The organism is uncultured Zhongshania sp., from assembly GCF_963975605.1.
GTDB classification, from domain to species: Bacteria; Pseudomonadota; Gammaproteobacteria; order Pseudomonadales; family Spongiibacteraceae; genus Spongiibacter; species Spongiibacter aquimaris.
On sequence record NZ_CAXBHN010000029.1, the window covers coordinates 15,146 to 35,041 of the forward strand.

The 19,896-nt window shown below is 48.7% G+C and carries 21 protein-coding genes; 9 read left to right on the forward strand and 12 right to left on the reverse strand.

All coding sequences use genetic code 11. The annotated features are described in order from the left end of the window. Window positions 1–675: a nitroreductase gene (locus AAC007_RS16110; protein WP_339678121.1), complete on the forward strand. Its 675-nt coding sequence runs from the start codon at window positions 1–3 to the stop codon at window positions 673–675. 19 nt (window positions 676–694) lie between these two features. Continuing rightward, window positions 695–1,462 (forward strand): enoyl-CoA hydratase-related protein, encoded by a 768-nt coding sequence (locus AAC007_RS16115; protein ID WP_296436352.1) that lies wholly within the window; start codon window positions 695–697, stop codon window positions 1,460–1,462. A 143-nt stretch (window positions 1,463–1,605) separates the two neighbouring features. On the opposite strand, the gene AAC007_RS16120 is transcribed toward AAC007_RS16115, so the two are convergent. The 3 genes from AAC007_RS16120 to AAC007_RS16130 all read right to left on the reverse strand — a co-directional run bounded on the left by AAC007_RS16120 (window position 1,606) and on the right by AAC007_RS16130 (window position 4,219). After that, complete coding sequence (locus AAC007_RS16120) at window positions 1,606–2,472, reverse strand: acyl-CoA thioesterase II (RefSeq protein ID WP_339678124.1); 867 nt, start codon at window positions 2,470–2,472, stop codon at window positions 1,606–1,608. A 143-nt stretch (window positions 2,473–2,615) separates the two neighbouring features. Continuing rightward, complete coding sequence (locus AAC007_RS16125; RefSeq protein WP_339678126.1) at window positions 2,616–3,071, reverse strand: thioesterase family protein; 456 nt, start codon at window positions 3,069–3,071, stop codon at window positions 2,616–2,618. Then, on the reverse strand, window positions 3,068–4,219 hold the full coding sequence (locus tag AAC007_RS16130) for an iron-containing alcohol dehydrogenase (protein WP_339678128.1): 1,152 nt from the start codon (window positions 4,217–4,219) through the stop codon (window positions 3,068–3,070). Before AAC007_RS16130 ends, AAC007_RS16125 begins: the two co-directional genes overlap by 4 nt. A 147-nt stretch (window positions 4,220–4,366) precedes the next feature. Here AAC007_RS16130 and AAC007_RS16135 point away from each other — a divergent pair, with 147 nt between their 5' ends. The 4 genes from AAC007_RS16135 to AAC007_RS16150 all read left to right on the forward strand — a co-directional run bounded on the left by AAC007_RS16135 (window position 4,367) and on the right by AAC007_RS16150 (window position 8,626). Then, entirely contained in the window at window positions 4,367–5,425 is a 1,059-nt protein-coding gene (locus AAC007_RS16135; RefSeq protein ID WP_339678130.1) for an AraC family transcriptional regulator ligand-binding domain-containing protein, read from the forward strand. Between the two features lie 132 nt (window positions 5,426–5,557). After that, window positions 5,558–6,733, forward strand: a complete 1,176-nt coding sequence (locus tag AAC007_RS16140; RefSeq protein ID WP_339678132.1) for an acyl-CoA dehydrogenase family protein — start codon at window positions 5,558–5,560, stop codon at window positions 6,731–6,733. 11 nt (window positions 6,734–6,744) lie between these two features. Then, window positions 6,745–7,434 carry a glutathione S-transferase family protein gene (locus tag AAC007_RS16145; protein WP_339678134.1) on the forward strand — a complete coding sequence of 230 codons (690 nt, stop codon included), beginning with the start codon at window positions 6,745–6,747 and terminating at the stop codon, window positions 7,432–7,434. Between the two features lie 34 nt (window positions 7,435–7,468). Further along, window positions 7,469–8,626, forward strand: a complete 1,158-nt coding sequence (locus AAC007_RS16150) for an acyl-CoA dehydrogenase family protein (protein WP_295872537.1) — start codon at window positions 7,469–7,471, stop codon at window positions 8,624–8,626. A gap of 636 nt (window positions 8,627–9,262) precedes the next feature. Here the strand turns inward: AAC007_RS16150 and AAC007_RS16155 are convergent. From AAC007_RS16155 to AAC007_RS16170, 4 genes are read right to left on the reverse strand one after another with little or no spacing between them, the layout of a single operon-like run. Further along, a complete protein-coding gene (locus AAC007_RS16155) occupies window positions 9,263–9,649 on the reverse strand; it encodes a DoxX family protein (protein WP_339678136.1) in 387 nt (128 codons plus the stop codon). Between the two features lie 42 nt (window positions 9,650–9,691). Beyond that, entirely contained in the window at window positions 9,692–11,962 is a 2,271-nt protein-coding gene (locus AAC007_RS16160) for a TonB-dependent receptor (protein WP_339678137.1), read from the reverse strand. A gap of 36 nt (window positions 11,963–11,998) precedes the next feature. Next, window positions 11,999–12,253: a hypothetical protein gene (locus AAC007_RS16165; RefSeq protein ID WP_296436362.1), complete on the reverse strand. Its 255-nt coding sequence runs from the start codon at window positions 12,251–12,253 to the stop codon at window positions 11,999–12,001. Window positions 12,254–12,265: 12 nt separating this feature from the next. Next, window positions 12,266–12,811: a hypothetical protein gene (locus AAC007_RS16170; RefSeq protein ID WP_339678140.1), complete on the reverse strand. Its 546-nt coding sequence runs from the start codon at window positions 12,809–12,811 to the stop codon at window positions 12,266–12,268. Window positions 12,812–12,932: 121 nt separating this feature from the next. Between AAC007_RS16170 and AAC007_RS16175 the strand changes: the two genes are divergently transcribed. Further along, on the forward strand, window positions 12,933–13,511 hold the full coding sequence (locus AAC007_RS16175) for a TetR/AcrR family transcriptional regulator (RefSeq protein ID WP_296436364.1): 579 nt from the start codon (window positions 12,933–12,935) through the stop codon (window positions 13,509–13,511). A 44-nt stretch (window positions 13,512–13,555) separates the two neighbouring features. Here the strand turns inward: AAC007_RS16175 and AAC007_RS16180 are convergent, their stop codons facing one another. The 4 genes from AAC007_RS16180 to AAC007_RS16195 all read right to left on the reverse strand — a co-directional run bounded on the left by AAC007_RS16180 (window position 13,556) and on the right by AAC007_RS16195 (window position 17,542). Further along, a complete protein-coding gene (locus AAC007_RS16180; RefSeq protein WP_339678142.1) occupies window positions 13,556–13,972 on the reverse strand; it encodes a DUF6491 family protein in 417 nt (138 codons plus the stop codon). Between the two features lie 123 nt (window positions 13,973–14,095). Beyond that, window positions 14,096–15,832, reverse strand: coding sequence for a potassium/proton antiporter (locus AAC007_RS16185; protein WP_339678144.1), 1,737 nt, complete (start codon window positions 15,830–15,832; stop codon window positions 14,096–14,098). A gap of 209 nt (window positions 15,833–16,041) precedes the next feature. Beyond that, window positions 16,042–17,232, reverse strand: a complete 1,191-nt coding sequence (locus tag AAC007_RS16190) for a crosslink repair DNA glycosylase YcaQ family protein (RefSeq protein WP_339678146.1) — start codon at window positions 17,230–17,232, stop codon at window positions 16,042–16,044. A gap of 37 nt (window positions 17,233–17,269) precedes the next feature. Continuing rightward, complete coding sequence (locus AAC007_RS16195) at window positions 17,270–17,542, reverse strand: metal-sensing transcriptional repressor (protein ID WP_339678148.1); 273 nt, start codon at window positions 17,540–17,542, stop codon at window positions 17,270–17,272. A 246-nt stretch (window positions 17,543–17,788) separates the two neighbouring features. Between AAC007_RS16195 and AAC007_RS16200 the strand changes: the two genes are divergently transcribed. Both AAC007_RS16200 and AAC007_RS16205 read left to right on the forward strand, forming a co-directional pair. After that, window positions 17,789–18,304, forward strand: coding sequence for a hypothetical protein (locus AAC007_RS16200; protein WP_339678149.1), 516 nt, complete (start codon window positions 17,789–17,791; stop codon window positions 18,302–18,304). Between the two features lie 319 nt (window positions 18,305–18,623). Then, window positions 18,624–19,520, forward strand: a complete 897-nt coding sequence (locus AAC007_RS16205; RefSeq protein WP_339678150.1) for an alpha/beta hydrolase — start codon at window positions 18,624–18,626, stop codon at window positions 19,518–19,520. Here AAC007_RS16205 and AAC007_RS16210 read toward each other — a convergent pair. Beyond that, a complete protein-coding gene (locus AAC007_RS16210) occupies window positions 19,517–19,840 on the reverse strand; it encodes a hypothetical protein (RefSeq protein WP_339678152.1) in 324 nt (107 codons plus the stop codon). The genes AAC007_RS16205 and AAC007_RS16210 overlap by 4 nt on opposite strands. Window positions 19,841–19,896: the final 56 nt, after the last annotated feature.

The following is a 19,896-nucleotide window of genomic DNA, read 5'->3' on the forward strand; positions in this document are numbered from 1 at the left end:
ATGAGCGAAACCTTAGATGTGTTTAGTGACCTTGTTAATGCGCGCCGGTCGGTACGCGCATTTTTGCCGGAGCCTCTTACACAGTCAGTTTTAGAATCGATATTCACACTCGCACAGCGCGCGCCATCTAACTGCAATACCCAGCCTTGGCAGATTGCGGTGGCGAGTGGTACAAGCATAGAGAATCTGCGCAGCAAGATTCCAACGGCGTTTAGTGCCGGTGAGTGGACTATGGATTTCCCTTACGATGGTAAATACGAGGGCGTGTACAAAGAGCGTCAATATAAGGCCGCGGCTGATTTGTACGATGCCATGGGTATTACCCGTGACAATAAAGTGGCGCGCAATGAGCAGTTCATGAAAAATTATGAATTCTTTGGCGCACCTCATGTCGCTTTTTTATTCCTGCCAGAGGGTTTCGGCCTTCGTGAAGCTGCCGACTTGGGCATGTATGCCCAGACGCTGATGCTAAGTCTTAGCGCTCATGGTTTGGCCAGTTGCCCGCAGACGGCGCTGAGCTTCAATTGTGATTTAGTTAGGCAGGAACTCGACATTGATTCCAGCAATAAATTATTGTTTGGAATTTCTTTTGGTCATGAAGATACCGCAAATTCTGTCAATGGCTGCCGCACCGAGAGAGCTGCTTTGCTAGACACCGTGACATTCTATAATTAGCACTAATATAGGGTTAACCATGAGCGATACTGTACTGCAGCAACTCGACGATGACGGCGTTTTATTGCTGACTTTAAATCGGCCTAACAAGAAAAATGCGTTCAACAACGAGCAGTGGCTAGCGTTTAGAGATGCCCTGGTAGCCGCCAGTGACAATCCGAAGGTGGCCTGCGTCGTGATAACTGGTGCAGGAAAGGATTTCTCATCCGGGGTTGATCTCAATGATTTTTCAGAGGCTGATGGTGAGCATCCATTTGAAATTTCAGCCAAAGCCCTGGTGGACTTCGATAAGCCGGTCGTCAGCGCCGCCCGCGGTGTTGCAGTGGGTGGCGGCGCGACTTTATTGCTGCATACCGATGTGGTGTACGTCGGCAGTAGTTTGCGTTTGCGCTTTCCTTTTACTGCCTTGGGCTTGGTACCGGAGTGGGGCAGCAGTTATCAGTTGCAGGCCATTATTGGCGCGCGTAAAGCCGCCGAACTAATGTATACCTCAGAGTGGGTAAACGCTGAAAAGGCCGTTGATTTAGGGATTGCCACTGCGACCTTCGACGACGAAGAGGTCTTGGAACGCGCGATGGAAAAAGCGCGGGAAATTGCCCATTGGCCGATACCATCACTAGTGGAAACTAAAAAGCTAATGCGCAGTGTGCACCGTGCGGCGATTCATTCTGCGATGGGCGGGGAGGCGGAAGGCATGTCTCGCTTGGCTGGAACACCGGAAAATATTGAAGCGGTAGTGGCGATCATGGAAAAGCGGCCTGCGGACTTTAAGCAGTTTAGAAAATAGACAATAAATGCTTTTATTTAATAAGTCGTGAAGTGGCATAACTTATTTTTACTTTATAGACGGAAGCTAATATTAGCTTCCGTCTTGGTAATGAATTTTTCGCAGTTCGCTCGCTGGTGAACATGCAAAAAGAAGATGGCAGATCAACTGCTGCGTCGTTTACGCATAATGCCTTCTTGTGCGCTGCTTGCAACAAGCCTTCCTGCGCGATCATAAATCTTGCCCCGCACAAACCCGCGGCCATTTGAGGCGCTGGGGCTGTCTATGTCGTATAGCAACCAGTCGTTAAAATCGAAAGGTCGATGAAACCACATGCTGTGATCGATCGTTGCCATGCGCATATCTTCCGTAAGGAAAGACACTTCGTGGGGTTGGCTGGCGGTGGCTAAAAAGAAAAAGTCTGAGGCATAAGCCAGCATGTAATTGTGAATGCAGGGATTGTTTGGCAGGCGACCATTGGGGCGCATCCAAACTTGCTTGGCCGCTTTTCCTTTTGTTGGATTTTTAAGGTCGTAGTAATTGACGGCGCGGAAGTCTATGGCGCGAACTGCGTTGAATTTTGGTAGCCATTCCTCCGGAGCGAAGCGCAGGTCTTCTTCGCGCAGTTCTAATTCCTGCGGTAAACCTTCTGGCTGTGGCACTACAGGCATTTCACTTTGATGATCGTAGCTATCAATATTGAGTTGAAATGAGCTGGTCATAAAGAAGATGGTTTGTCCGCGTTGAACGGCTTTCACGCGACGATTTGAAATAGTGCCCGCATCGAGATTGCTTTCCACTTCAAAAATAATGGGGAAATCCGGATCCCCTGGTCTTAGAAAGTAACTGTGGAAAGAGTGTATATGGCGTCCGGGATTAACTTGCTGTGCAGCGGCTGATAATGCTTGGGCGATAACTTGACCACCATACACACGGCCCCAATCGGTAGCCTCGGATTGGCCGCGATAAATATTCTCGTCAATTTTTTCAAGCGTTAGCAATTCAATGAGATTAGAGAGCGCTTCAGACATTGTTACTCCATTTGGCGAGCAGCCAAAGTAATATTTATTTGAGCCTATTTGCCGCCCTATGGCAGTCCATTGCTTCGTTATTTCCTCTCACCATAAGTTTACTATGCTTTCGAGAAAACGCCTCGCACTGAACCGCCGTAGGACTAACTGTACCCGTCAATATCATGTTGAAGGAGTACTAGTACCGATCTTACTTTGTCGGGAATGCTAACAGGCTTATTGGTGTGGCGATCTACATAGACGTGAACAAAATTACCGACCGCCGACGCCGTTGTTTCGTCATTGCGGAAAATAGCTGTTTGGTAACGCACGCTGCTATTGCCTAAGTGTTCTACTTTAATGCCGACGACGATAAGGTCGGGGAAACTGACGGCGGAATAGTAGCGACATTGGGTTTCTATCACCAAGCCAATAGCCGAGCTATTGGCAATGTCGAGGACGCCGCTGTTAATCAAATGCTGGTTAACGGCGGTATCGAAAAAAGAATAATACACCACGTTGTTTACATGCTGATAAACATCGTTGTCATGCCAGCGGGTTTGAATTTCTGAAAAGTGTGGAAAATCAGCGCGAGTGGGAATTGCGGACTTGTCGCTCACAAGGCCTCCTTGTAAAGCGCGATAGCGTCGGCCAAATGGATTTCGCGTGGATTGTTTATCAACAGCCGCTCTTGTTTCATCGCGTCTCTTGCCAGTAGTTCAACGTCACTTTCCTGGATACCGACCTCTCTTAATGAATTCGCGATTTCAAGCTCGCCGGGAAGGTCTTTTAGGTAATTCAGTAGTGCCATGGCGCGGTCGTGTGGTGTGCCACAGGCAGCGGGGAACACCACGTCGCCGAGTTCTGCATAGAGGTGCTCGGCATCGCGCAGATTAAAGCGTAATACGGCATTTAGCATAAGTGAATTTGATAAGCCGTGGGGGACATGAAAGCGCGCGCCAACAGGGTAGGCGAGAGCGTGTACACCACCGACTGGGGAGTTGGCGAAGGCCATGCCCGCCAGACAGGAGCCGAGCAGCATATTTTCTCGCGCCTGCATATTTTCACCGTGCTGGCAGGCGGTATGTATATTCGCCGCTAATAGTCGCAAGGCATCTTTAGCGAGGCTGTCAGAAATGGGGTTCTTTAGGCGTTTGCTGGTGAAGGCTTCAATGGCATGCACCATCGCGTCAATACCCGTCGCCGCAGTGACATGTTTGGGCAAGCCAAGTGTTAGTTCGGCGTCGAGCAGGGCAATATCGGGAAGTAATAGGGGCGACACGACGCCTTTCTTTTCACTTTCACCGGTGGTGACGATCGCAATTGCGGTGACTTCCGACCCCGTTCCAGCGGTCGTTGGCACTAGAATTAGCGGCAGCCGCTGGCCGGTGGCGGCATTTACGCCATACACATCTGCAAGTGTTTGTTCGCTATTGGCCAATAGGGCAATAAGTTTAGCGACATCCATAGAGCTGCCACCGCCAAAGCCAATAATGCAGTCAGCTTTGCAGTGTTTCGCGGCCAAAACACCGCGCTCTATGACGGCTTCAGCTGGGTCGGCGACCACGTCAGGAAAGACCGACACGGGAATGTGTTGCTCGGCAAAATTCTCCAATGTTGGTTTTAGTAAGCCGGCATTCACCACGCCTTGGTCGCTCACTATCAACACTGATTGGTAATCCATGTCGCGGATACGTTCTGCTAGACGCGAAGCGGCGCCACGTTCGACGATGATAGATTTTGTGGTGTGAAACTCAAAGGCTTTCAACTATTTTTGCCCCCTTGTCATTGTTATGATGTAGCGCCTAACTGCAAAGTATAAGACGTTTGTGCTGCGCGCAATGTTAGCATGCCCAACCTTGTAGTGGGCATCACTTGCCGGCTATGGCCTCCCAATATCACTGAACGCCAAAGAATGACGCTAACTGATACCACCATGCAAGCCTCTACAGCCCGCTCTGCGTCAGGCGAGGCGCGTGCGTGGTCGGTGAATGGCTCGGCGTTGACTACCTTGTTTCAAGCGGCCAAGGCACTTGATGCCGACCTTGACGCCCTTGTAGCTGAGGCGGGTTTTTCGCCAGCAGACGTGTTAGATACGGACAGGCAGTTTCCCGTTGCCGACTTATTGCACCTTTATCACTGCGTGGCAAAGGCTAGCCAAACCCCGGATATTGGTCTTTATGTTGGTCGTATTGACTACATTAATCGCCTCAATCTTCAGCTATACGCCTGTTCGGGCTGCCAAACATTTCGGGAATACCTAAATGTGATGCCCAGCGTACTGCGTATTGTGGGCGACATTGGCGAAGTGACGGTTCGTCGTGAGTCGGAGTATCTGTGCTTAGATTGGCAGCCTTTAGATAAGGCGACCAATCGCCAGCGCTATTTATCCGACTCCTCTCTGGGAGTAGCGGCGGCCATTGTGAATTCGGTTTGTGTTCAGCCCATACCAGTTCGCGCAGCACATTTTACTTATCCCGAGCCGCAGGACTTAAGCCTGTTAAGGCAGCAATTTGGAGATAATTTGCGGTTTGATCAGCCGGTGAGTTGTTTGTACTTCGATCGCGCCTGTCTCGACTACCCACTGATTGGTTTAGACGCTGACTGGGGGCAGGTGTTGGCGCAGCCTATACGGCATTTATTTGAGGAAAATAGCGAGAGCAGCGACTTTATTATCGCACTGCGCAAAGCCTTGCTACGGTTACTGCCCAGTGGGGAGATGGGGCTAGATAAGGTTGCGGCGGCTTTAAATATTTCCCGTCGCACCTTGCAGCGCCGCTTGGCGGAGCAGGGCACCCAGTTTTTGCAAATACTACAAGAGTTGCGCGCCGAGCTAGCGCAACAGTATTTGGGAGATGAGCGCCTGAGTATTACCGATATTTCCTTCTTGCTTGGCTATATGGATCAAAGCTCTTTTTCAGCCGCCTTTAGATCGTGGTACGGCGTATCCCCCAGAGATTTCCGCAAAAAGTAATTAGCCCTCCAAAGCACCTATCGCATGTGGCACCGATTCCCGATTTGGCTGGCACCAATGCCCAAGCCAACTGCTCACAGCGGTATATACTAAGCGGATTACTTGTATTCATAACGACAAAAGAGATTACCCATGTCGCTTAGCTTTGACAGCGCACGTCTGTTTAATCCGCATTTACGGCCAGAACACGAAGAGTGGCGTACCCAGCTTCGTAAATGGCTGGAAAAAGAAGTGGTGCCATTTCTCGATGACTGGGAGGAGGCCGGCAAAATCCCCGATGAGCTATGGCAAAAGGCCGCCGAGATCGGGGTGATGCAAATGGGATACCCGGAAGCCTACGGCGGTATTTCCGAGGGGATCGATCAGTGGCATATCAATATCTGCAATGAAGAGTTCACGCGGGCGGGGTCTGCAGGTGGGCTGATCAGTAATTTATTGATTCACGGTATTGGTTTGCCGCCGGTAATTAACTATGGCAGCGATGCCATAAAGCAGCTCGTCGCGCCAGCCGTATTAGCAGGCGACAAGCGTATTTCACTTGGTATTACAGAACCGTCTGGCGGTTCTGACGTGGCCAATATTACGACCACTGCCGTGCGGGATGGCGATCACTATATTGTGAATGGCAGCAAGACCTTTATATCTGGTGTGATGAATGCCGATTGGGTGTCTACCGCAGTGCGAACCGGCGGAGAGGGCGGGCGCGGGGTGTCGATGTTATTGATTCCGACGGATCTTCCCGGTGTTGCCAGAACGCCTTTAGATCGGAAACAAGGTTGGTGGTGTGCGGATACCGGTACTATTTATTTTGACAATGTACGCGTACCGGTAGCGAATTTATTGGGCGAAGAGGGGCAGGGCTTTCTGGTCATCATGACCAACTTTAACCCTGAGCGCTTAAGCTTGGCAGTCACCATGGAAGCGGCTGCGCGGGCTTGTTTGGCAGATGCGGTGGAGTGGGCTCAACAGCGTAAAACCTTTGGTAAACGCCTAGCTGATCATCAAGTGATTCGCCATAAAATTGCGACCATGAAACAGAAAATAAACGCCACCCAAACCTATCTCCAATACCTGACTCATGCCTATATTGAGGGGCGCTGCGATCCCGGTGATTTAGCGATGGCAAAAGTGCAGGCCAGCGAAACAATGGAGTATTGTGCACGTGAGGCCAGCCAAATATTGGGTGGCGCAAGTTATTTACGTGGTAATCGGGTTGAGCGCTTTTATCGCGAAGTGCGGGTCAATGCGATTGGCGGTGGCTCTGAAGAAATTATGCGCGATCTCGCCGCGCGTCAATATCGTTTGTAAAAGGGTTAATAATGAACACAAGCAATAAGCCAAAGCTATGGCATTGTTACACGGCTCGATCATTGCGTGCCCTTTGGGCGATGGAAGAGATGGGCATCGATTACGACTTGGAGGTCTTGGCGTTCCCGCCGCGTGTTTTCCAGCGCGAATTTTTCGATGTAAATGTACTGGGCACGGTACCGTACTTTGTCGATGGTGATATCGATATGACCGAGTCGTCTGCGATCGGCTTGTATTTGGTTGAGCGTTACCAGCGCTACGACTTTGGTTTGAAGTCGACCGATAAAGAATACGCGGACTATCTCAACTGGCTGTTTCACAGCGATGCCACGCTGACATTTCCGCAAACATTGGTGTTGCGTTATTCCCAGCTAGAGCCGGTTGAACGTCGTCAGCCACAGATTGTTGAGGACTATCGCAAGTGGTTTTTAGCGCGGTTAAAGCGTCTAAATGCACATGTGGCAGATCGCGAGTTTCTATGTGACGGCCGTTTCACCATCGCCGATATCGCCATCGCTTACGCCTTGTATCTTGGCGACGGCTTGGGTTTGTCGCAGTTTTATGAGCCACAGGTGCTTGATTATTTTAAACGGATGACGGCGCGCCCAGCGTTTCAAAAAATTGAGGCTATTGGTAAAGACAAGTCCTTGTTTTCGCCAACGCCGTACCCATTTGAAAACGTTCCTGACCTATTTGGCTAAGGCCTCTTAAATAATACCTATTACGGAGTAATGCATGATTCTTACTGAAGAGCATGAAGCCATACGGCTAACCACAGCAAAGTTCATCGACAGTGAAATTAACCCCCATGCCGACCAATGGGAGGCAGACGGTATTTTTCCAGCTCATGAATTGTTTAAAAAAATGGGTGAGCTAGGGTTGCTTGGCATTTGCAAGCCCGTCGAGTTCGGCGGAATGGGCTTGGACTACAGCTATCAAATTGTCTTTTCTGAAGAGTTGGGCCGCATCGCAACCGGTGGGGTGTCTATGGGGATTGGCGTGCAAACCGATATGGCGACACCGGCTTTGGCGCGCTTTGGTAGTGATGAGTTGCGCAAAGAATTTTTAGTTCCCGCTATTTCTGGTGACGCGGTGTTTTCAATCGCGGTAAGTGAACCCCACGCCGGTTCAGATGTGGCTGCAATTAAAACCACCGCCAAAAAAGATGGCGACGATTATGTGATCAACGGATCAAAGATGTGGATCACCAATTCTACCCAAGCAGATTATTTGTGCCTGCTGGCGAATACCAGTGATGACAAGCCCCATTTAAATAAATCATTAATCGTTGTGCCGACCAATACGCCAGGTATTTCTTTTTCTGAGAAATTAAATAAATTGGGTATGCGCTCTTCCGATACCGCGCAGGTGTTTTTTGACAATGTGCGAGTGCCCCAGCGCAATCTTATCGGTGAAGAGGGGCATGGCTTTATCTATCAAATGCTGCAGTTCCAAGAAGAGCGCCTGTTTGCCGCCGCCGGCAGCTTAAAGGCGATGGAAGACTGTATTAATAAGACGATCGACTACACCCGTGAGCGCAAGATATTCGGCCAGTCGGTGCTAGATAACCAAGTGGTGCATTTTCGTTTGGCTGAATTGCAAACCGAAGTAGAGGCGCTGCGTGCGCTTACATTCAATGCGGTAGAAGGCTATATCAATGGTGCTGATGTGACTCGCAAAGCCTCTATGGCAAAACTAAAGGCGGGTCGTTTGCTTCGTGAAGTAACCGATAGCTGTATGCAGTACTGGGGCGGTATGGGCTATATGTGGGACAACCCAGTGGCCCGCGCATACAGAGATACGCGTATCACGTCTATTGGCGGCGGTGCCGATGAAGTGATGCTGAGTATTATTTGCAAGACTATGGGAACCTTGCCTAGCCGTAAAAAGTAGCTTGGTTTGATGTCTTTAGTCGGCTCATTGACCCGAGCCGACTAGATAATTTTAGTAGTCCGTCACCACAATTCGTATAGCGAACCTAAATTTCGTTGTACTAGGGTTTGCTAGTAAAGACTAAGATTCATTCCATAGATTGACTGCAACCTGTAAGCAAATCTGAGTGATTAGTTAAGAGCACCTGCGATAATGAGCTCTCGTGTAAGCAGCATGGATTTTGTGTTGTTTAATGCTGATTTTCAATGTTATTGGTAGCGCATTGCCAGAACAGGTGGTGTTCAAATAATATTGCCAATGGGTAGAAATTACTTATGTTTAGATTCTTATGCACTCTATGTCTTTTATTTCTCTTTACAGCCTGCGCTAGTCATCCAGATTGCGAGAAGTCCGATATTTTTGGGCATTGCAAAAAATGGAAGGGGCAGGAAAACTCCTGTGAGAAACCGGATTTTCTTGGTTTTTGTCCTCCGCAGTAACTTGTATATGAATTGATGGTGTATTGCTTCCTGCCGCAAGGAACTGTATCCGCTAAGGAAAACTCGGGCTCGGGTAGTGACGAAGATTTAGCGTTCCCTACGCCGGATACTGCGCGGACTTTAATTGATCTTCGGGCAGCCTATCTAAAATATTCCGTTAGTATATTCCTAGATTGTGCAGAGGTTCATTGAAATCCGCATTCATTGCGAAGTGTGTGGCCAGCCCCGCACAAAGTAAAACCAAAACCAATGTTCCCCAGCCATAGGCCGCAGCTCGCTGGGTAAAGTTGGTGTAGCACGCCCCGATCATTACTGCGGTAAGTAGGCTTGCACCAAGAGCACCATAGACAGGGTTCCAAAAGCCGATCAGTAGTAGTGGCGTGGCGGCAAGTTCAATCCCCCCCGCCAAGCGCATTAGCCAGTATGGATAGCCAAAGTTATCGAATTCTTCAATCATATGTGTATGAGCTAGAATTTTCATTGCTCCGGTTATACTGAAAAAAATGATGAATACAATTTGCAGTATTATTATGGCGACACTCATTGAGCAGTTCCTGCGTTGGCTTTCTATTGATTTAAACGGATCTTATAGATTGACACTAATTTCTGCGCTAATCATTCTGGGCGGCATAAGGAAGCCCATGTGTGAGCCGTCAAAGATGGGGAGGTCAGCAGTAAATTGGCGAATCGTTTTATCTTCTAAGTTTTTAACGTGGACAATAAACCGCCAGTGCTCTTGTGGGTCGACTAAACCAATATGTAAATTTACTAGTGAGTATGCAGATTGGGTGTCGATGGGATCGAGGTCTAGATCGAAATAAATATCGTCACGCCAGCTGTAGTCCGCACCGATGACAAACGCAATCGTGTTATCGATTACTGGTATGGCGGTATGGAAGCCGAAGTTAGCGCTGTACTTGGGGGCTCTCGGTAATTGTTTGCCGCTAAGGTCGCAGGTTTCGGATGCTGATCCCGCAGGACAGGGGCCATCGGTATATTCGTCAAATACAGCATTGGTATAACCGGCGCTGGTATAAATCATAGTGCCGCGCCAGGGTTGATAGTTCAGGTCAAATTCAAAGCCTTCCGTAGTTGCTTGTGCTGCGTTGCTTACCACAAAGCCGTTGCCTATAAATGCCTGAATTTGCATATCACTAAACTGGGTTTGGAATACGGCGGCATTGGCGGTCAGTGCGCCCTCAAGGGCTGTGAGTTTATATCCGAGCTCGTAGGCAACGGCTGTTTCTTGATCGAATACAGATTCGTCTGCAGTGCGGGCCAATGGGTTGTAGCCGCCGGCTTTAAACCCTTCCGAGTAGGACGCGTAAAGCATCTGGTCGTCCCATGCATACTTTAGCGATAACTTGGGTGCGACGTTGGACTCATTCCGTTTGTCCCGCAAGGTGTATTCTGTTACGCCAAATGCACTTTGTAGCAACAGGCCGGTTTGTTCGTAGTCTTGGACTAAATCAACCTTCTTGGTTTCCTTAGAGGCGCGCAGTCCTACTATGGCGCTAAGGCGATCGCTAATATTCCAGCTTAGTTGGGTGAATAGGGCGAGGGTGCTGGTGTCTTGCTGAAACACTTGGTTTAAGGAGTCGGTGGTTGCGCTATAGAGCAATGGGTCAAGTATATTCCCTAGCGGGTCAGTGATTGGGGATAGCAGGTCAGCAAGGCTTGTCGAAAGAGCGTTTAACAGCATACCCGTTACCGCTGGGTCAGGTAGCATTCGCAAGTCGCCTTCTAAGTGGTTGTCAGATCGAAATCCGAAGGCGCCAACAATGTATTCAAATTTTCCAGGTGCCGAGGTGAAGCGAATTTCGAGCATCTGCTGATTGTAATCAGTTTGACGATCCCAGTCGGCAATGGGGGCTGGCCCCGTGTCGGCGTCTAGATATAAGGACTCTGTCATTTCGGCGTGGCTGGCGATAACGGTTAGTAATTTATCGCCAAATTCCCAGTTTGTATCGAGGTTGACGACGGTGGATTCGCTATCGCTATAGTTGTCGCTATTGCTATGTCCAACATAGTCGAAGCGATCTTCTAGATCGGGGTCGAATAGGCCGTGAACAGTAGCCGCATCGCTTTGCAGTAGGAAAGGTTCCCAGCCCTGACCATTATCTTTGGCTTCGCCCCGATACAGGGTTAGGACAAAGCTTAGATCTTCGCTGGCATCAAATAATAACTTACTGCGTAATCCCTTCTTATCGATTTGTTTCTCTTCTTCATTCCGCACAGAGTTATATACGTAGCCGTCTTTGCTATGGGTGGTGGCGGCGATACGCAGCGCTAGTTTGTCTTCTATGAGCGGCGCATTTACGGTGGCGCTGAGCTCCCGGTCGTTAAAGTCACCGGCTGTTATTGTCGCAGCAGCGTACCACTCGTGAATAGGAGTGGCACTGCTGACATTAATGGCGCCAGCGACGGTGTTTTTGCCAAATAGAGTGCCCTGTGGCCCTTTTAATAATTCCACGCGCGAGAGGTCGAGAAAGGCGTCTTGTAGAAAAGCCAGTTTGCCGTAGTAGATACCATCCACGTAAAAGCCAACCGACTGCTCCATGCCGTCATTGATTGGCGAGTTCAATCCTCGCATGCCAACTTGCACGTAGCCAGGGGTCATGTTGATATCAGTATTTGGGCTAGCCAAGGCGACGTCTTCGAAGGATTTTATCGCCGATGCCTGCATGCGTTCGGCGCTCATCACGGATACCGAGAGCGGCACATCTTGCGCGGATTCAGCCCGCTTCTGGGCAGTAACAATCACCTCTTCGATGTAGTCACGGCGCTTTTTCTCTTTTACATCAGACCATGCGTAGCTGCTTGCGACTAGAACGGATAGCAGTAGAATTTTTTTCATTATTATTATCCTGATAATTAATCTTACTCGATTAGGCTACTCGCTTTTTCTTAGGCAAAGTCGTCCCATTTGCCAGTTGGCGTAAAAGGAGAATGCGATTGCTGTTGCCACTGCGTACATACCCCGTTGCAAGGTAAATGCAAGTGGATCTGCGGCCAGTAGAAGTCGGCACAAGTCGAAGACGGGCCACATTACCAAGAGGATATACAAGCCCATCGCGATGGCGATAAGACGAATTTTATGCGGGTTCACTGCAAAGTGGCGGGATATAGCGTGCTCGTCGCTGGTCATTTTTAACGTCCTTTACATGGGTTTGGTAATGGCGAGATAAAGTACGGTCATGCCACCAATGGCGATTACGGGTGTAGTCACAATTAAGAACCACCAGTGAAGGTGTATTGCCTGTTCATAGCGGGCAGATGCCAAGCCGTCTCCGCTTGGGGTGGTGCGTCGTATCTTGGCTTTGTTGCCACCGAAATGAGAAAGCCAGTAGTCGCAGAACTCAATGGGTAGGAATACCAAAACGACGATGGTGAGTTTCATCACGAGCCAATAGGATTGCGGCCCCCATCCTGTAATAAGTAAAAGGCTTAAGCCTGAGATTAATACGGCGGGGAAGGCGATGTGCTCAAGAATAACCCCTTCGTCGAAGCGCTCCATGACCCAGTTACGCTTTTTAATATGGTTGATATCATCAGGATTAGCTTGCCATGCGCGAAATACCGGTACCAAATAATTTAGGTAGGCAACTGATGTGCTCCACAGCCAGAGAGTAGCAAAGCTCATGTGAATAAATTTTACTTGAAGGTAATGGCCAGCAAGCCATTGGGTGAGTGCTTCTATGCTCATCTCGAAACAGCCTTTGTCGTGTCTTTGTTATTGTTGTGGTAATTATTCTTGATCTCTACGACAATACCATACGGTATGGTATGTATTATAGTCAAGTGTATTGACAATATGTGGAGTGGATATGGGGTCGGCAAAGCCATCTACTGGGCGCAAGTCTAAGCAGGATTTTATTAACGAGGCATTTGAGCTTATTGCTGACGCGGGAACGGCGGAAGCCTTGACTATAGACAGTGTGTGTCTGCGTTTGGGTGTTTCCAAGGGCAGTTTCTACTGGCACTTTAAGGGGCGTGATTCCCTCGTTGATGGCTTAGTAGATGCGTGGTCTGGTAATTTCCACGTAACAATTCACAACGCGATCAAGGCGCAGACTGCGGACAATGGACGCACTGTTATTGAAGAGATTAGCTATTACTGGCTAAGCAGTAATATGTCTAAGCTAGATCAGGTCATGCGGCATTGGGCCCAGCATGATCGACGGGTCTACGATGCGGTTTGTAGCGCTGATGAGCTGCTACTGGATTTCTTAAAGAATAATATTGAATCTATAGGCTATGACGAAAATGAGGCGTATCGCCGCGCGCGCTTGATGATGGCTATTGGTATTGCTGAACCTATGCTCGCGCATTTACCTAAGGCTGGCGACGAAACTAATGAGATGCAGTGGACACTTGATAGCGTTTTAGGCCTTAAAAGAAACTAAGCTTATTAGTGCATAAAATGCCGTTAGCAAGTTTATGTAGGCTCTTACCGCTCGCGGCTTTGTTTTTTAAGCGTATCTGCGTTTTCTTTGGTGATTGGATAAAATTTGCCTAAACCGCAGGAAACGCCAGGTAAAAAGCCGGAGCCAACACTGTTTAAAACGGTAATGATGTCTACGTTGCACAACTCGTTAAGTGATGTTTTGTACATAATGGTTTCATGCCGTGACAGCCCGTTGCATGGGCGTGGCAAGTCATTCAAATAAATCTGCTTACCCTTCATAAAGAATAGAATACTGCGATTATCAATTACTTCCAGCTGGTCGATGCGTCGCAGATTGACGCAGCGCTCTGGACTGCCTGATACCAGCTCTCTATTGGGGTTTGTTGGTATTTCTTCTGCGTGCGCAAATGCAGTTAAACACAGGCTTAGAAGAGCGCTACTTAAAAATCGTGGTCTCATTTTTGGTCCTCTGTGTCTTAGGTTTCTTGTGGAGTGTCTATGATTAATGAAAAGTCGAGCGGTGCATAGTGCTCATTTTTGGGTGCGTGGCGTTTACCTCGCGGCACCTGCTAATTGGCTCATTTATTCTGGGGGCTGCAGCTTTAAGCCAACTGATACGATACGCTCGTTTTCAATATTTTTTACGATAAGTTTTATGGCACCCAGCCGCACCTTGTCGCCAATAACGGGTTTGCCATGAAACTGGCGGATAATAAATTCGGCAACCGAAACGTTATGCTCCGAAGAACCAATCTCAAAGCCATAAGCCTGTGCTACATCAGATAGCTTTGCGTCAGGGTTTAGTGAAAATTCGCCAAAGAAAAAGCTTGTATCAAGTGACGGTGACGGCAGCTGTTTTGCAAATACTTGCCCGAGAGCAGACTTCGCGTTGGTAGAGGATAACAGTACGACCTGATCTTCGTTGGCAAGGGCTTCACTTGGATTTTGGTCTATTAAAATACCGTTGCGAATAATGCCTAGGAATTGGCTTCCTTCTTTCACGGGTAAATTTTTTACGGCTAAACCGACCGCACGACTTTCCGGAACAACGGTGTATACCAGAAGTTCTTTGTCCTGGTCATGCTTTAATGTTAAGTGTTGATGCGCGGGTTCCTTATTTGAGGGTGGCAGTTCAATTTGCATCCATTTTGCGATAGGCGCGATGGTCCAGCCCTGCAGAACCAGTGAGATCAGAACAACGAAAAATACCAGTTCAAAATAGGTTTGGGTGTGTTCTAGTCCAGCCAAAGATGGGAATAGGGCGAGAATAATGGGTACTGCACCGCGCAGGCCGCACCAGCCGATAAAGACCTGTTCTCGCCATGGGAAGTGGAAGGGGAGTAAAGACAGCCAAACTGCGATGGGTCTCGCCACAAATATGAGTACGAAAGCGATAGTTAAAGCGGGAAAAATAATGGGTATTAGGTTACTCGGCGTAATAAGGAGGCCGAGCATAAGAAACATGCCAATTTGGCTAAGCCAAGCCATACCGTCATGAAAACGGTGGACATCGTTGCTAAAGGGAAGCGAGGTGTTGCCAATCATGGCGCCGGCGATAAAAATGGCGAGAAAGCCGCTACCGTCAAGAATCGTTGTTGCGCCGAATATACTTAGTCCGCCTGCCAGTGTCAGCAATGGGTACAGTGACGGAGTGAGCTGCAACTTTTTGAGTAAGAGGGTTAGTAGGTAGCCACCGGCAAGTCCAAGTACGATACCTAAGCCTAGCTGACTCACTAACTCTTGAGCGATGGTCCAGCCTGGGTTGGTGTCGCTGCCAGTTAATTGCAGTATCTGCACCATGGTAATGGTGAGGAATATCGCCATTGGATCATTTGAACCTGACTCTATTTCCAGCGTTGCACCGGTGCGTTCTTTTAGCTCCAGCCCCGCCGTTCTCAGTAAGCCAAAGACCGCAGCCGCATCGGTGGAGCCCACAATGGCGCCAATGAGTAAACCTTCCTGCCAAGACAGACCGAGTATCCAGTGCGCGGCAAATCCGGTAATGGCGGCGGTCGCAATTACGCCAACGGTTGCAAGGGAGAGCGCTGGCTTTAGGCTTACACGGAAGCTGTCTTTTCGTGTACCTAGGCCACCGTCAAATATGATGATAGCCAGTGCTAAGTTGCCAAATAAGAAAGCGAGGCTAAAGTCATCAAATTTGATTTTGCCGAACCCGTCTTCGCCGGCAAGCATGCCAAGTAATAGAAATACCAATAGCAATGGCGCACCAACACGGCGTGAAAAAACACTCGCAATGACGCATAAAAAGGCCAGTACAGCCCCGCCAAAGATATATTGATATATTAACTCTATAGTCACTCAGTAGTCCTGGTTGATGTACGTTTGGTCTTTAATGAACAGATTGTACTTAGCTTGTGTGGAGGTTTTCTAGGCGCAGGCTATTAAATTGCGGGCACAAGCAAGTTGGGTTTGCCGTTACGTAAATTTATCTGGACGGTTATTTGGTTTGTACGACTTAGTATAAAGCAATACAGCTGCTCTTAGAGGGGCTGTGTAATAGTTTAGTTTCAGATGCCGGTTAGGTTTATTGGCATAGGGGGTAAATTTTGCGGGGTGCTTTTGTGAAGCGAAAGTTGTGTGCAGTGATTAAACAACATAAACGCGGGTAGCTGCTTATAAAGGGCGTGGCTGAAGGCGTCGACTTTTTTAAGTGAGGCATCTAGTGCTAAGTGTTGAATGTGCAAGTGCGATGATTTGCGGTCGACTTTACAATCCATGCGTGCCTGGAGTTTGCCATCCCATAAAATAGGCAGTGAGAAATAGCCGTACTGACGTTTTTCTTCCGGAACATAACACTCAATTAAATAATCAAAATCGAAAAGCATCTGCATACGTTTGCGCTGTATAAGCAGGTTGTCGAATGGCGAAAGTATTGCGAGCTTGCTGCGGGCGAGGGGTTTGTTTAGCAATTCCAATGATTCTGCTAATGCGTAGTAGTGGTTGCCGCCGACGTTGATCTGCAGCAGCTCATTGTTGGCCGCCATATCTTTCAGCGTCTTGCTAATCAGCGGCTTTGTATTCTTTCGCAAATAGGCGATTTCAGGTGCCTGCCCCAGTCCATTAGCGCGTAGATACGAAACAATAAGAAAGCGCGCGTACTCCTCCTGAGTTGGAGGCGTGGTGTTAACATCCTTCGGCAGGACCCGCTCGCTCAAGTCGTAGACTTTATGGAAATTCTGGCGGGATGAAATCATCAGATCCCCTTGCATGTAAAGGCATTCTAAGGCCTTTTTAGCCGGTTTGCTGCGCCACTCTCCGAGCTTTTCACCCGTGTGCTCAAAGTCCTTGGCCATGAGCGGTCCCTCAGTTTCAATCCGCTTGCGTACAGATTTCATGAGGTGTTTATCTGGCGTGTACCAATGGCCTTGCTCACCGTTCGCTATTGCCTGTTTGCGGGGTAGGCTAAACCGGTAGTCCTGCATTGGCAGATAGGCGGCGGCATGAGACCAGTATTCAAATACCTGCTTTTCGGCGACCAGTTTATCGAGATGCGTGGTCTGATAGCGCGGATTGCGATTCCATAAAGTGTGATGGTGGGCGCGCTGAACGGCGGAAATGGTATCTATTTGAATATAGCCAAGGTGCTGTATAGCAGACAAGGTAGCGTCGGTAGCGTTTCCAGTCTGCTTACTTGCGGGTAGTTGTTGCGATAGTAAGACGAGCTTGCGCGCATCTTGTTGCGAGAGAGATATCGGCATGCTGGTATGAACATTCACTCTAATTAATTGTTGATGGCTATGCGTATTTAGTGAGGATTCGAGTAATGTCTTCTACGCCGCTTTCCATATCGTCCGTCATAACGGTGTGTTTTTCGAGTTCTTGGCTCATCGCGCAGGACATCATGGTAAAGAAGGCTTTGTCCATCGCTTTGCGCGCTGCGGACATTTGCGCGGCAATGGCCTCGCATTCTTCGCCATTCTCTAGTTGGCGCTGAATACCGCGGACTTGCCCCTCTATGCGACGTAGGCGATTATTAAGATCTTTGCGTTTTTTATCCCATTTGTCCATGGCGGGCTCCCGATGTTGTTGGTGCTTAAAAGACAAAGTACGTTCTGCAATGACGATTGTTTAGCCAGCGCGACGCTAATCAATTATACGCCTATGGGTATATTTATCCGGTGTTATTTTGCGATGATTCAGGGTCTATATTGTCCGTAATCGTATTGTCTGGGTGCCGAGGAATGGTACTATGCGAGGGATTATAGATTTTGCTGCGCGCTGAGGCGTCGCCTTTGAAGTAGAGAATAAGTATTTATGCGTTTGCCCGCTTTTTTATTACGTCGCCTGCAGGCGAAAGCTGAACAAATTACCCGCCGCGCACCAAGCAAGGTTATTGGTAGCGATTATCTGACCCGTTGGTATGTCATTCCGCGCAATCGGGTGTTTAATATGTATCTGCATCATGTAACAGGTGATGACCCAGACACTAATTTGCACGACCATCCTTGGGTGTTTAATTCGTCTGTGGTGTTGCGCGGGCGCATCGTGGAAGAAATGCCCAGTAAGGATCGAGTCTTGGAAATGGGCAGTTTTACGACGCGTTTGGGGCGGGCGCCACATCGTTTAGTTTTAAATACACCAGATAGCTTGACCTTGTTTATTACCGGTCCAAAAATTCGCAAATGGGGGTTTTATACCGCCACAGGCTGGGTGAATAGCAAAGTGTATTTGCGTGCCGATGGCAATGGTCGCAATGTGGCGACACTGTACGCGGTGCCGAAAAATAACGAGCGTGTGGCGGAACAAAGTGTGGAGAAAAAATCCGCTTAAATTTATTTTATGCACTGTTAAAAAGATTGATGACTAGGGTCTGTTGACGTTTCATAATTACCACTGCTGGAGGCCATTTTTTCGTATGGCGAGGCAGAAGGAGTGCGGTTTGGTTATTCCAAATAAATGACTGATAACGACGCCAGGCGGAAAAATGGCCCCAGCCCGTCGGGTTGCGCCTGAGAAAGCGCCACTTGTCGTTGCTCCTCGCTCGTTTGAAGCAACCAAACCACACTCGTCGCGTCCTAAATTGGCGCTTTCTCAGGCGCAACAGAGGCAATGATGAAACGTCAATAGACCCTAATAATAAGAACTTGATATGAAAACAAAAATCAAAGCCGTTGCAATACGAAATTTAGTTAAAGCAGATACGTGGATACGCTGGCTGGGTAAAACGGCAAAGCATATTGCTGTGCGGAGCTCGAGTATTGAAACCGCCCACGGTCTTATTCCACTTCGTATCTACCAACCTCCGGGGGAGGGGCCATTCCCCGTGCTGGTGTATTACCACGGCGGTGGTTGGGTTATTGGTGATTTGGATGTTTATGATCCCCTGTGTCGTGATTTGTGTGATCGCAGCGATTGTATTGTGGTGGCGGTGGAGTATCGCTTGGCGCCAGAGCATCCGTTTCCCGCGGCGCCTGAAGATTGCTTGGCCGCCTTAAAGTGGACTTATGAACATATTGCCCAGTATGGCGGATTGCCAAACGCTATTGCGGTAGCCGGAGACAGTGCTGGTGGCAACCTCGCAGCGGTGACGACCTTGCAAGCACGGGAATGTTTGCCGGGTGTGGTGAAGGGGCAGGTGTTAATTTATCCGGTTACTGATCACTACGATCCAGGTACTCCATCGTATATTGAAAATGCCAATGGCCCTGTGCTGACGCGCAAGTTAATGATGTGGTTTTGGGATACCTATTTGCTAAACAGCTCGCAGTTAGAGGAAGGGCAGACTCGGCATCCGCGCGCGACACCGTTAATGCGAAGTGATTTAGATAGCTTGCCGCCGACCCTACTTATCACCGCCGAGCGCGACCCGCTGCGTGATGACGGTGCTAATTTTGCCGCGCGACTGAGCCAGCATGACAATAAGGTGCAATACAGCTTGTACGCCGCTGCTAGCCACGGCTTTGTCGGTTTGCAGGGGCCTAATGATCATCACAATAAGGCCATGAGCGAAATTAGTGATTGGCTGACAGCATTGTTTAACGCTTAATTAATCTTGCGTTCGCGGTTTTTCCAATAAGGTTCGCGCAGGGTTTTCTTCAGAATTTTGCCCGATGGGTTGCGAGGTAAGGCCTCGTAAAATTCGAGACGACGCGGTATTTTGTAACCTGCGAGCTGGTCTCGGCAAAATGTAATTAACTCTTCAATAGTCAATGTTTGGCCAGTCGCACATACAACGCAGGCGAGCGGAGTCTCACCATATTTGTCGTCTGGAATGCCGACTACCGCAACGTCGGTAATAGCTGCATGTTTACTTAATACGTTTTCGATTTCGATGGGGTAAATGTTTTCCCCGCCGCTAACTATCATGCGCGGTTTCAAGTAATAAGTGCAATCCTTTCACGCAGCGAGTAAATCTTCTCGTT

What these genes read in the sequence shown, in the direction of transcription:
- AAC007_RS16110 (WP_339678121.1), top strand. Translation starts at nt 1, where the DNA reads ATGAGCGAAACCTTAGATGTGTTTAGTGACCTTGTTAATGCGCGCCGG.
- AAC007_RS16115 (WP_296436352.1), top strand. Translation starts at nt 695, where the DNA reads ATGAGCGATACTGTACTGCAGCAACTCGACGATGACGGCGTTTTATTG.
- AAC007_RS16120 (WP_339678124.1), bottom strand. Translation starts at nt 2,472, where the DNA reads ATGTCTGAAGCGCTCTCTAATCTCATTGAATTGCTAACGCTTGAAAAA.
- AAC007_RS16135 (WP_339678130.1), top strand. Translation starts at nt 4,367, where the DNA reads ATGACGCTAACTGATACCACCATGCAAGCCTCTACAGCCCGCTCTGCG.
- AAC007_RS16140 (WP_339678132.1), top strand. Translation starts at nt 5,558, where the DNA reads ATGTCGCTTAGCTTTGACAGCGCACGTCTGTTTAATCCGCATTTACGG.
- AAC007_RS16145 (WP_339678134.1), top strand. Translation starts at nt 6,745, where the DNA reads ATGAACACAAGCAATAAGCCAAAGCTATGGCATTGTTACACGGCTCGA.
- AAC007_RS16150 (WP_295872537.1), top strand. Translation starts at nt 7,469, where the DNA reads ATGATTCTTACTGAAGAGCATGAAGCCATACGGCTAACCACAGCAAAG.
- AAC007_RS16155 (WP_339678136.1), bottom strand. Translation starts at nt 9,649, where the DNA reads ATGAGTGTCGCCATAATAATACTGCAAATTGTATTCATCATTTTTTTC.
- AAC007_RS16160 (WP_339678137.1), bottom strand. Translation starts at nt 11,962, where the DNA reads ATGAAAAAAATTCTACTGCTATCCGTTCTAGTCGCAAGCAGCTACGCA.
- AAC007_RS16165 (WP_296436362.1), bottom strand. Translation starts at nt 12,253, where the DNA reads ATGACCAGCGACGAGCACGCTATATCCCGCCACTTTGCAGTGAACCCG.
- AAC007_RS16170 (WP_339678140.1), bottom strand. Translation starts at nt 12,811, where the DNA reads ATGAGCATAGAAGCACTCACCCAATGGCTTGCTGGCCATTACCTTCAA.
- AAC007_RS16175 (WP_296436364.1), top strand. Translation starts at nt 12,933, where the DNA reads ATGGGGTCGGCAAAGCCATCTACTGGGCGCAAGTCTAAGCAGGATTTT.
- AAC007_RS16180 (WP_339678142.1), bottom strand. Translation starts at nt 13,972, where the DNA reads ATGAGACCACGATTTTTAAGTAGCGCTCTTCTAAGCCTGTGTTTAACT.
- AAC007_RS16190 (WP_339678146.1), bottom strand. Translation starts at nt 17,232, where the DNA reads ATGCCGATATCTCTCTCGCAACAAGATGCGCGCAAGCTCGTCTTACTA.
- AAC007_RS16195 (WP_339678148.1), bottom strand. Translation starts at nt 17,542, where the DNA reads ATGGACAAATGGGATAAAAAACGCAAAGATCTTAATAATCGCCTACGT.
- AAC007_RS16200 (WP_339678149.1), top strand. Translation starts at nt 17,789, where the DNA reads ATGCGTTTGCCCGCTTTTTTATTACGTCGCCTGCAGGCGAAAGCTGAA.
- AAC007_RS16205 (WP_339678150.1), top strand. Translation starts at nt 18,624, where the DNA reads ATGAAAACAAAAATCAAAGCCGTTGCAATACGAAATTTAGTTAAAGCA.
- AAC007_RS16210 (WP_339678152.1), bottom strand. Translation starts at nt 19,840, where the DNA reads ATGATAGTTAGCGGCGGGGAAAACATTTACCCCATCGAAATCGAAAAC.